Source organism: Variovorax sp. 10L421 (assembly GCF_056395365.1).
In genome coordinates this window covers 207,492-214,421 of the sequence record NZ_JBFTJJ010000007.1, presented here as the reverse complement: position 1 = coordinate 214,421, position 6,930 = coordinate 207,492, and the positions used below count along the sequence as shown (strand labels likewise).

Below are 6,930 nucleotides of genomic sequence, written 5' to 3'. Positions count from 1 at the left end.
GTACGGGAGGCTTCGTCCGATCGTGCCACTTCCGCCGGCATCGTCTGCAGCGTGCAGCTCTCTGACAGGTCACAGGTGCGCTTCGCGCTGAGGTAGAAGCGCACAAACTCCGCCCACCAAGCGCGTCCGTGCTTTTCTTGAAAGTACAGCACGCCACCTCGCAATTCGGCCATGCCTTGTGCGACCGACTCTCGGAATGCGTCAGCCTTYGAGTCGAAATGAACGTAGAAAGCACCCGATGTCAGGCCTGCTTCCTTCGCCAGGCCGTCCACCCCGATCCCGCCGAATCCGGCTTTGCGAAACCCGCGACCTGCGCCCTCCAGGATGCGCTGCCGCGTCTGCACCTTCTGTTCGGACCTTGACACGAGGAACTCCTTCGACATGTGAAGTCGACGATTGTAGTTGTTCAAAACACGATCGTTATGTATTATCGAATAACGGTCGTTACTTGAAATGCCCTGCAGATCGCAGCGTGTGAGTCGACACCGTTCCTTYCACTTGGAGTACCCATGCCACTTACGCTCACCCTCACCGAAGGCGTTCTCCCCAAAGGCCAGGAGAAAGTCGCGTTCAGYCGCCTGTCCGATGCCATGCTCAAGTGGCACGGCCTTACAGGAAACAAGGCGTTGACGCCCAACATCGTTGGCTCGATTCACGTCTTGCCGAAGGAGCACACGTACTCCGGATCAAAGGAGGCCTCCGTGGCCTTCGTCGAATGGAAGGTTCCATCCTTCGCGTTCGCCAGTCGGGATGTGCAAGTCGGCTACATCGAAGAAGCCACGAGCATCATTCATGARCTGTCTGGCGCGCACCACCCGAAGGAGCGCATATGGGTCAACGTGGTGCACGCSGTGGACGGGGCCTGGGGCATTGCCGGGACGGCCCTCACCAATGCGCAGCTCGGCGAAGGGGCCGCTTCGKCCTGACACATCCGCGGGGCAGCAACACGGTCTCCCGGAGCGGTGCGGACCTTGTCGTAGCCCCGTGCACATCCAACTACGCCATCATGCAACTCTCGAACTATCTGTTCTTCACCACAACCTGCGATCAGGCTCTGTCTTTCTACACTGAGGGGCCAGGCCTGCTCTTCTATGCCTCAGACAACGAAGACGCTGAGCCGATGCGGGGCTCCGCGCACTTGCTCGCGATGGACGACCGAGATTCCACGGACAAGCTCTTCCTGGCTCTGGGTGCCGGCGGGACAATCACGACCCCTTTGGGCATCCAGTCCTGGGGCGACTACTACGGCAAATTGACCGATCGTTTCGGTGTTCAGTGGATGTTGAATTGCGCTGAGTGAGATCGTTGGCAGCGCACCTGTCGAGCACGGCCTTCTTGGTCAAGGTCTCCTTCGGAGCAAGCCGACGATCGGCAACGGCCCCAGTCGCCGGCAACCCTTCGGCTGCAGCCGGCGCAATGTGATCCGAACCCGTCATTCACTGTGGGCGGACTGGCGGCACATTTCGCTCCAAAATAATTGCCGCGTTCGGCCAGGAGCGGGCGTTCGGCAGATGACGTGACAAGATCCTGTCGACATTTAAGCCGCGGCTCCCACATCAAGGCGCGCTGCGGCGCAGGAACACATGCGTGGCTCGCTCGCCTGCCACCTGCCGTTCGCAGCGGTAGCCCAGCGCCGGCAGGTCCAGGCCTGCGAACAGCGCCTCGCCCTTACCCAGCAGCACTGGCCGTACGGCCAGGTGCAGTTCGTCGATCAGCCCGGCCTTCAAGTATTCGCGCACGGTGGCCACGCCGCCGCCCACGCGTACGTCGCGCGCACCCGCGGCGGCTTGCGCCAGCGCCAGCGCCTCATGGATGCCGCCAGTGACGAAGTGGAAGGTGGTTCCGCCCTGCAGCGTCAATGGCGCGCGGGCATGGTGGGTCAGCACGAAGACCGGCACGTGGTATGGGGGCTCGTCGCCCCACCAGCCTTTCCAGCTCTCGTCGGGCCAAGGACCGCGCACCGGCCCGAACATGTTGCGCCCGAGGATCCATGCACCTATTCCGGCGAAGCCTTGTTCGGCGATCTCGTTGTCGATGCCGATCTCGCCGTTGGCCTCGCCCGTCTTGTGCATCTGCTGCCAGACGCGCGTAGGAAAGAACCAGTCCATGAGTTCGGGACCGCGAACGCCAAGCGGGTTCTCCAGGCTCTGGTCCGGGCCGGCCGCGAAGCCGTCGAGCGAAACGCCGAAGCTGCGCACGAGCAATCGGGTCATGGAGCGTCTCCCAAAAAAACAGCCGCAGTTTAGCGCCGGCGGCGCCCAACGGGGGCAACAAGGCTGGCGGCAAAGTTCGCGAAGGAGAACGCGGCAGTGGAGATGACTGCAACGCTCGCTCCTCATCTTCGGCTGAGTCGCAGGAACGTTCTACCGGAACAGCCGCCCTTGAGCGCGCGCCCCGCAGAACTCCCTCAGCGCCCCACCGCTCCGCGCGCCAGAGTCTCCGACGGCCGCTCCCCAAAGCGTGCACGGTACTGCGCAGCGAAATGGCCCAGGTGCAGAAAGCCGTATTTCTCCGCGGCTTCACGTACGCCGCCGCCATTGCTTGCCGCCGACACGAGCAGCTCGGCCCGCACCCTGTCGAGCCTGAGCTCCCGCATGAATTCCATCGGCCCCTGGTCCGCGTGCTGGCGAAACGCCAGCTGCAGCGCACGCGCGCTGCAACCGACTTCGCTGCATATGTCGGCCAGCGACAAGGGCTGATCGGCATGCGCCGCCATGAAATCCTGCGCCCTTCGCACGGCGCGCGGCAGCAGGCTGCGTTGCGCATCGCTGGCCAGGGCACGCGAGTGATTGTGGCCGGCCGACATCAGCAGGCTGGACATCAGGTATTCCTCGGCGTGCTCTGCAAGGCGGCTGCCGGCCTGTAGCGCATTGCCGCTGGCTTCGAGCGTGAGCCGCAGGTAGTCGATGAAGTGCACCAGCGGCGCGAGCGCCGGGTTGTCGAGCGGCACGCCGAGGTCGAACACCAGCGCCTGCCGCACGGGCGCCTGCAGCATCGACTCGAGCCGCGACAGCAGCGCCGCCCGGGCCAGCCGCACGATCAGGTGCGGGCTGTCGTCGGCCCAGCGCATGGAGAGCGGCTCGGTCGGCGACGGCAGCGAGGCAAGGCTGGGCGTGGCGTCGATCCGCTGCGCACCGCAGCGGATTTCGGCGCCGCCGCGCAACGGAATCTGCAACAGGAAGAAATCCTGCAGATAGCCCGGCTCGATCTGCACGCCCGGGCCGTACTGCACGTAGTTGAGGCTCACGTCACGGTGCAGGCGCGCGCTGTGGTGGCAGGCGTCGAGCTCGGTGCGGGGCCGCAGCATGGTCAGGCCGTGCGGGCAGAACACGCGGGCCACGCTTTCGCGCGCCTCGTCCATGTCGTGGCTCTCGAACAATCGATAACGCTGCAGCGGCAGCCGGGGGGTCATGGCAGCGGTTTCCATGGGGCCAGGCCACCCTAGCAAAAAGCATCCCAGCCCACAATTCGGATCGCCCCTCGGCAAAAACATGCGCGCCAGGGACAGGGCCTGCGCTTGCGGGATGCGCCGGCGCCCCCTCGCCTCCTAAGGTACGACCCACGGGCCAACCCGGCCCGGTCGATCCACCAAGGAGAGCAAGCGTCATGTTCAAGGGACTCGAAGGCAGGAGCGCCATCGTTACCGGCGGCTCCACATTGATAGGGGCCGGCGTGGTGCGTGCACTGCACGCGGCCGGCGTGAAGGTCGTGGTCGCGGACATCGACGCCGGCAACGGGCAGGCTCTGGCCGATTCGCTCGGCACCGGCGCGTGCTTCGTACACACCGACATCACCGACGACGCCCAGGTGGCGGCGTGCGTTGCACAGGCGGTGGAGCGGCACGGCGGCGTGCACTTCCTGATCAATCTCGCGTGCTCGTACTTGGACGACGGCTTCAAGTCGCCGCGCGCCGACTGGCTCACATCGTTCAACGTGAATGTGGCGAGCGCGGTGGCGATGCTGCAGGCGGTGCATCCGCACATGGCCGCGGCAGGCGGCGGCGCGGTGGTCAATTTCACGAGCATCTCGTCGCGCGTGGCGCAGACGGGGCGATGGCTCTACCCGGTCAGCAAGGCCGCGATGGCGCAGCTCACGCGCAACATGGCGATGGACCTTGCGCCCGACCGCATTCGCGTGAACGGCGTGTCGCCGGGCTGGACGTGGTCGGCCGTGATGGACCGGCTCAGCGGTGGCGACCGGGCCAAGACCGATCGCGTGGCCGCGCCCTATCACCTGCTGGGGCGCGTCGGCGATCCGGATGAGGTGGCGCAGGTGGTGCTGTTCCTGTGCTCGGACCACGCGAGCTTCGTGACCGGCGCCGACTACGCAGTGGACGGCGGCTACGCCGCCATGGGCCCGGAGCAGGCCGTGCCCGCCATTCCCAGGTTGATGGACTGACCGGCAAGCAAGCAAACAGACAAGGAGCAAGGCAATGAAGCGAATCGCAATCGTCGGCGCGGGCCAGTCGGGCCTGCAACTGGGGCTCGGCCTGCTGGGCGCGGGCTACGAGGTCACGATGTTCAGCAACCGCACGGGCGACGACATACGCAGCGGCAAGGTGATGTCGAGCCAGTGCATGTTCCACACCTCGCTGCAGATCGAGCGCGACCTGGGGCTGGACCATTGGGCGAAGGAATGCCCCACGGTGGACGGCATCGGCCTGGCCGTGCCGCATCCGGAGCAGAAGGGAGCCAAGGCCATCGACTGGGCGGCCCGGCTGAATTCGAGCGCGCAGTCGGTCGACCAGCGCGTGAAGATCCCGGCATGGATGGCGGAGTTCCAGCGCAAGGGCGGCGAACTGGTCTTCAAGGACGCGGGCATCGACGAGCTCGAGACCTGCGCGCAAAGCCACGACCTCACGCTGGTGGCGAGCGGCAAGGGCGACATCTCGAAGCTGTTCGAGCGCGACGCCCACAAGTCGCCCTACGACAAGCCGCAGCGCGCGCTGGCGCTGACCTACGTGAAGGGCATGGCGCCGCGCGAGCCATTCTCGGCCGTCTGCTTCAACCTGATTCCCGGCGTCGGCGAGTACTTCGTGTTCCCTGCGCTGACCACCACGGGGCCCTGCGAGATCATGGTGTTCGAGGGCGTGCCCGGCGGGCCGATGGACTGCTGGGCGGACGTGAAGACGCCGCAGGAGCACCTCGCGCGCAGCAAGTGGATCGTCGACACCTTCACGCCGTGGGAGGCCGCGCGCTGCAGTGACATCGAGCTGACCGACGACAACGGCATCCTCGCAGGCCGCTTCGCGCCCACCGTGCGCAAGCCGGTGGCCACCCTGCCGTCGGGGCGCAAGGTACTGGGCCTGGCCGACGTGGTGGTGCTCAACGACCCGATCACCGGCCAGGGCTCGAACAACGCGGCCAAGTGCGCCGACTCTTACCTGAAGAGCATCCTCGCGCGCGGCGACGGTCCCGGCGATGCGGCGTGGATGCAGCAGACCTTCGACCGCTACTGGTTCGGCTACTCGCAATGGGTCACGCAGTGGACCAACATGCTGCTTGCGCCGCCACCGCCCCACGTGCTCAAGCTGCTCGGCAGCGCCGGTGCGATGCCGCCGCTGGCCAGCGCGATCGCCAACGGCTTCGACGATCCACGCACCTTCTTCCCGTGGTTCGCGGACCCGGTGGAGGCGGACCGCTACATCGAGACCTGGGCGGCCGCCGCCTGACGCGGGTACAGCGTATGACAAGACGCGTGGCCATCGTCGGCGCCGGGCAGTCCGGCATGCAACTCGCGCTGGGCCTGCAACGGGCCGGGCACGAGGTGACGGTTTTCTCGAACCGCACGGCGCGGGAGATCTTCGAAGGGCCGGTCATGTCCAGCCAGTGCATGTTCGAGACCGCGCTGCAGACCGAGCGCGAGCTCGGTCTGGACTTCTGGGCCGGTGAATGCCCGTGCGTGGAAGGCATCGGCATGACGGTGCGCAACCCGCAGGGTGGCAAGGCCATCGAATGGAGCGCAAGGCTCGACGGACCGGCGCAGTCGGTCGACCAGCGCATCAAGATCCCCGGATGGATGAATGCGTTCGAGCAGCGAGGCGGCCGCCTCGTGCTGCAGGACGCGGGGCTCGGCGAGCTGGATGCATGTGCGCAAACGCACGACCTCGTGGTCGTGGCCAGCGGCAAGGGCGAGATCTCGAAGCTGTTCGAGCGCGATGCCGAGCGCTCCCCGTTCGACGCACCGCAGCGCGTGCTGGCCCTCACCTACGTGAAGGGCATGCTGCCGGCGCAGCCGTATGCGCGGGTGTGCTTCAACCTGATTCCCGGCGTCGGCGAGTACTTCGTGTTCCCTGCGCTGACCACCACGGGGCCCTGCGAGATCATGGTGTTCGAAGGCGTGCCCGGCGGTCCTATGGATTGCTGGACGGACGTGAAGACACCGCAGGAGCACCTCGCGCGCAGCAAGTGGATCCTCGACACCTTCCTGCCCTGGGAAGCCGAGCGCTGCCGGCACATCGAACTGGCCGACGACAACGGCGTGCTCGTCGGCAGCTTCGCACCGACGGTGCGCAAGCCGGTGGCCACGCTGCCTTCCGGGCGCAAGGTGCTGGGCCTGGCCGACGTGGTGGTGCTCAACGACCCGATCACCGGGCAGGGCTCGAACAACGCGGCCAAGAGCGCCGACATCTGTCTCAAGCGCATCCTCGAGCACGGCGACGCGCCATTCGATGCCGAGTGGATGCAGCAGACCTTCGACCGCTACTGGGAAGGCTATGCACGCTGGGCCACCGCATGGACCCACAGCCTGCTCGCGCCGCCCCTGCCCCACGTGCACAAGCTGCTGCAGAGCGCCACGCACATGCCCCCGGTGGCGAGCACGCTGGTCAACGGCTTCGACGATCCGCGCACCTTCGCGCCTTGGTGGTTCGATGCCGCGGAGGCCGACCGCTTCCTGGAAGCCAGGGCCCGCGAGGCGGCAGTCGACCGG

The 6,930-nt window shown here is 66.4% G+C and carries 7 protein-coding genes and 1 pseudogene; 5 read left to right on the top strand and 3 right to left on the bottom strand.

Annotation, left to right across the window (positions count from 1 at the left end):
• Nucleotides 1-410 (bottom strand): TetR/AcrR family transcriptional regulator (locus AC1DFC_RS12845; RefSeq protein WP_478179351.1); only part of this gene is annotated, 410 nt, incomplete at its 3' end.
• A gap of 99 nt (nt 411-509) precedes the next feature.
• Between AC1DFC_RS12845 and AC1DFC_RS12840 the strand changes: the two genes are divergently transcribed.
• Nucleotides 510-926, top strand: a complete 417-nt coding sequence (locus AC1DFC_RS12840; protein WP_478179350.1) for a 4-oxalocrotonate tautomerase — start codon at nt 510-512, stop codon at nt 924-926.
• 80 nt (nt 927-1,006) lie between these two features.
• Entirely contained in the window at nt 1,007-1,300 is a 294-nt protein-coding gene (locus AC1DFC_RS12835) for a VOC family protein (protein WP_478179349.1), read from the top strand.
• Between the two features lie 256 nt (nt 1,301-1,556).
• On the opposite strand, the gene AC1DFC_RS12830 is transcribed toward AC1DFC_RS12835, so the two are convergent.
• Nucleotides 1,557-2,213, bottom strand: a complete 657-nt coding sequence (locus AC1DFC_RS12830) for a dihydrofolate reductase family protein (RefSeq protein WP_478179348.1) — start codon at nt 2,211-2,213, stop codon at nt 1,557-1,559.
• A gap of 194 nt (nt 2,214-2,407) precedes the next feature.
• The gene (locus AC1DFC_RS12825) at nt 2,408-3,412 is read right to left on the bottom strand and encodes an AraC family transcriptional regulator (RefSeq protein ID WP_478179347.1); all 1,005 of its coding nucleotides are present in this window, start codon (nt 3,410-3,412) and stop codon (nt 2,408-2,410) included.
• Nucleotides 3,413-3,606: 194 nt separating this feature from the next.
• Here AC1DFC_RS12825 and AC1DFC_RS12820 point away from each other — a divergent pair, with 194 nt between their 5' ends.
• The 3 genes and pseudogenes from AC1DFC_RS12820 to AC1DFC_RS12810 all read left to right on the top strand — a co-directional run.
• Nucleotides 3,607-4,398: an SDR family oxidoreductase gene (locus AC1DFC_RS12820; RefSeq protein WP_478179346.1), complete on the top strand. Its 792-nt coding sequence runs from the start codon at nt 3,607-3,609 to the stop codon at nt 4,396-4,398.
• A 34-nt stretch (nt 4,399-4,432) separates the two neighbouring features.
• Nucleotides 4,433-5,671, top strand: a complete 1,239-nt coding sequence (locus tag AC1DFC_RS12815) for a styrene monooxygenase/indole monooxygenase family protein (protein WP_007836034.1) — start codon at nt 4,433-4,435, stop codon at nt 5,669-5,671.
• A 14-nt stretch (nt 5,672-5,685) separates the two neighbouring features.
• Nucleotides 5,686-6,924, top strand: a pseudogene (locus AC1DFC_RS12810) (styrene monooxygenase/indole monooxygenase family protein); the annotation flags it as partial.
• Nucleotides 6,925-6,930: the final 6 nt, after the last annotated feature.

Coding starts and splice junctions, on each gene's coding strand:
- AC1DFC_RS12815 (WP_007836034.1), top strand. CDS start 4,433: ATGAAGCGAATCGCAATCGTCGGCGCGGGCCAGTCGGGCCTGCAACTG.
- AC1DFC_RS12820 (WP_478179346.1), top strand. CDS start 3,607: ATGTTCAAGGGACTCGAAGGCAGGAGCGCCATCGTTACCGGCGGCTCC.
- AC1DFC_RS12825 (WP_478179347.1), bottom strand. CDS start 3,412: ATGACCCCCCGGCTGCCGCTGCAGCGTTATCGATTGTTCGAGAGCCAC.
- AC1DFC_RS12835 (WP_478179349.1), top strand. CDS start 1,007: ATGCAACTCTCGAACTATCTGTTCTTCACCACAACCTGCGATCAGGCT.
- AC1DFC_RS12830 (WP_478179348.1), bottom strand. CDS start 2,213: ATGACCCGATTGCTCGTGCGCAGCTTCGGCGTTTCGCTCGACGGCTTC.